Annotated in this window: 1 protein-coding gene; it reads left to right on the top strand. The window is 72.1% G+C overall.

What is annotated here, in order from left to right; genetic code table 11:
* Nucleotides 1–802 (top strand): ATP-binding protein (locus I55_RS05295; RefSeq protein WP_044559464.1); only part of this gene is annotated, 802 nt, incomplete at both ends.

Genomic DNA, 802 nt, shown 5'->3' with positions numbered 1-802 from the left:
CCGGCAGCGCCGCCGTGGCCATCCTGCTGTCCGCCTGGGTGCTGGGCTTCACCACCCGGCCCTTGCGCCGGTTCGCCGCCGCCGCCGACCGGCTGGGCGTGGATATGAACGCCCCCTCGCTGGATGAGACGGGCCCGCGCGAGGTGCGGCTGGCCGCCGCCGCCTTCAACAAGATGCAGCGCCGCCTGCGGGCCTTCGTCGAGGACCGCACGCGCATGCTGGCCGCCGTGTCGCACGACCTGCGCACGCCGCTGACCCGCATGCGCCTGCGGGCCGAATTCGTGGACGACGACGGTGTGCGCGAGAAGATGCTGGAGGACCTGGGCGAGATGGAGTCCATGATCGGCGCCACCCTGTCCTTCGCCCGGGACGAGGCGGCGCAGGAGACGCTGGAGCCGCTGGACCTCAACATGCTGCTGGCCCGCGCGGCGGAGGATTATCGCGACGCCGGCAAGCCGGTGGGCTTCAGCCCCGCGCCGGGTCCGGTTCGCGTCGTCGGCCGCCGTACGGCGCTGAAGCGCGCCTTCACCAACGTGGTGGAGAACGCCCTGAAGTATGGCGTCAGCGCCGAGGTGGCGGTGGCGGTGATGGGCGAGACGGTCGCCGTTTCCGTGACCGACCAGGGCCCCGGCATCCCGGAGGCGGAGTGGGACAACGTCTTCCGCCCGTTCTATCGGCTGGAGGCCTCACGCTCCCGCGATACCGGCGGCACCGGCCTGGGCCTGTCCGTCGCCAACGACGTGGTGCGCGCCCATGGCGGCGAAATCCGCCTGGAGAACCGGATGGAGGGTGGCCTGAAGGT

Origin of the sequence: Azospirillum sp. B4, assembly GCF_000333275.1 — a bacterium.
GTDB lineage: Bacteria > Pseudomonadota > Alphaproteobacteria > Azospirillales > Azospirillaceae > Nitrospirillum.
The sequence above is the reverse complement of the archived record's forward strand: the minus strand, read 5'-3'. Positions and strand labels throughout refer to the sequence as shown.